Origin of the sequence: Streptomyces lycii, from assembly GCF_009735685.1 — a bacterium.
GTDB lineage: Bacteria > Actinomycetota > Actinomycetes > Streptomycetales > Streptomycetaceae > Streptomyces > Streptomyces lycii.
Genome location: NZ_WHPN01000051.1, coordinates 1 through 2,503, shown reverse-complemented (window position 1 = coordinate 2,503; position 2,503 = coordinate 1). Strand labels below are relative to the sequence as shown.

General features: G+C 73.7%; 2 protein-coding genes. One reads left to right on the top strand and one right to left on the bottom strand.

Annotated features, from left to right (window positions below; all coding sequences use genetic code 11):
* Positions 1–621, top strand: a 621-nt coding sequence (locus tag GCU69_RS02735; RefSeq protein WP_170315764.1) for a helix-turn-helix domain-containing protein, incomplete at its 5' end; no start/stop codon positions are given.
* 75 nt (positions 622–696) lie between these two features.
* Here GCU69_RS02735 and serA read toward each other — a convergent pair.
* On the bottom strand, positions 697–2,289 hold the full coding sequence (gene serA / locus GCU69_RS02730; RefSeq protein ID WP_098749712.1) for a phosphoglycerate dehydrogenase: 1,593 nt from the start codon (positions 2,287–2,289) through the stop codon (positions 697–699).
* Between the last annotated feature and the right edge of the window lie 214 nt (positions 2,290–2,503).

Below are 2,503 nucleotides of genomic sequence, written 5' to 3'. Positions count from 1 at the left end.
GCGCCGGGTGCGCCGGGTGCGCCGGGTGCGCCGGGTGCGCCCGGGAACGCCTCCGACGCGGCCGACGTGCCCGGGCTGTCGGGCGTACCCGGCGCGCTCGCCCTCTGCGCGGTGCCCGCACAGGGGCTGGCCCTGCTCGTCGGGCTGCGGACGTCAGCCACCGACCCGGCCCGGGGCGCCGCCGCCCGGCTGTTGCGCTCCCCGCGGGCCGCGGGCGCCGCGGCGGGCCTCGGCACACCCCGCGACGGGCTCGGCGAGCTGCCGCGGGCCTGGCGGGAAGCGCTCGCCGCGGCCCGTGCGGCGCGGGCCGAGGCACGGCTGGGGCCGGTCGCCGAATGGGCTGCGATCGGCCCGTACCGCCTGCTGACCGAGCTGCCCCCGGCGGACCCGGACCCCGCCGTCGCCGAACTGCTGCGCCCCGCGCACGCGGAGCTGGCCCGCACCGCCGAGGTCTTCCTCGACCACGCGGGCCAGGCAGGGCGCGCGGCGGCGGCGCTCGGCATCCACCGCCAGACGCTCTACTACCGGCTGTCCCGGGCCGGCAGGCTCACCGGCCTCGACCTGGCCGACGGGGAGGACCGGCTGCTGCTGCACATGGCGCTCAAACGGGCCCGGTTGTGAAGCGGTGCCCGCGGAAACGCCCGGGCCCGGCCCCGCCGTGGCGGAACCGGGCCCGGGAGGGTGCCCTGCGGGCGGTCAGTCCGTGAGGTTGACCGCGCGGGCCGACGTCGCGCCGATCTCCTCCGCGATCTCGCCCAGCAGCGCCTGCGGGATCGTGTCGTCGACCGTCAGGACGACCAGCGCCTCGCCGCCCTGCGCGGCGCGGGAGACCTGCATGCCCGCGATGTTCAGCCCGGCCTCGCCGAGGACGCGGCCGACCGTGCCGACCACGCCGGGGCGGTCGGCGTAGCGGAGGAAGAGCATGTGGTCGGCGAGGCCGAGGTCCACGTCGTGCTCGCCCACCGCGACGATCTTCTGGAAGTGCTTGGGACCGGCCAGCGTGCCCGAGACGGAGACCTCCTCGCCGTCCGAGAGGGTGCCGCGGACCGTGACCACGTTGCGGTGGTCCGGGGACTCCGAACTGGTGGTCAGGCGGACCTCGACGCCGCGCTCCTGGGCGAACAGCGGGGCGTTCACATAGGACACGGTCTCGTCGACGACGTCCTCGAAGACGCCCTTGAGCGCGGACAGCTCCAGCACCTTGACGTCGTGCTGGGTGATCTCGCCGTACACCTCGACGTCGAGCCGGACCGCCACCTCGCCCGCGAGGGCGGTGAAGATCCGGCCGAGCCGCTCGGCGAGCGGCAGTCCCGGGCGGACGTCCTCGGCGATCACGCCGCCCTGGACGTTGACCGCGTCCGGGACCAGTTCGCCCGCGAGGGCCAGGCGCACCGACTTGGCGACCGCGATGCCCGCCTTCTCCTGGGCCTCACCGGTCGAGGCACCGAGGTGCGGGGTCGCCACGACGTTGTCGAACTCGAACAGCGGGGAGTCGGTGCACGGCTCCTTGGCGAACACGTCGAGCCCGGCCGCCGCGACCCGCCCCTCCTTGAGGGCGCTGGCCAGCGCCTCCTCGTCGACGATCCCGCCGCGCGCGGCGTTGACGATGCGGACCTCGGGCTTGACCTTGTGCAGCGCCTCGTCACCGATGAGACCGAGCGTCTCGGGGGTCTTCGGCAGGTGGACGGTGATGAAGTCCGAGACCTCCAGCAGCTCGTCCAGCGAGAGCAGCTTGACACCCATCTGCGCGGCACGGGCCGGCTGGACGTACGGGTCGTACGCGACGATCTTCATGCCGAAGGCGGACATCCGCTGGGCGACCAGCACACCGATCCGGCCGAGCCCCACCACACCGAGCGTCTTCTCGGACAGCTCGACACCGGTGTACTTGCTGCGCTTCCACTCGCCGTTCTTCAGGGCGGTGTTGGCCTGCGGGATGTTCCGCGCGGTGGCGACGATCAGGCCGCAGGCCAGCTCCGCCGCGGTGACGATGTTGGAGGTCGGCGCGTTGACGACCATCACGCCGGCCTTGGTCGCGGCGGACACGTCGACGTTGTCCAGGCCCACACCCGCTCGGGCGACGACCTTCAGCTTCCGCGCCGCGGCGATCGCCTCGGCGTCCACCTTGGTGGCGCTGCGGACGAGGACGGCGTCCACGTCGGCGATGGCGGGAAGCAGTTCGGCTCGGTCGGCGCCGTTGCAGTGCCGGATCTCGAAGTCGGGTCCGAGAGCGTCGACCGTGGCGGGCGACAGCTCTTCGGCGATGAGTACGACAGGTTTCGGGCTCACGTGGTCCTCACTAGTCCTGGGGATACCTCCCCGGGGTGCTCGGGGGAGGACGGCCGTCCCGACGGCCGAAGGCGGTGAAGGGGGTCAGCCGCGTGGAAGACGCACGACGCTGTGAGCCTGACGCGCTTGTCCTGTGCAGTGTATCGGCGCCTGGGAGTGCGTCTCGCGCCCCCGCGGAAGGATCACCCGGAAGTGACCTTCCGGGCCGGCAGCG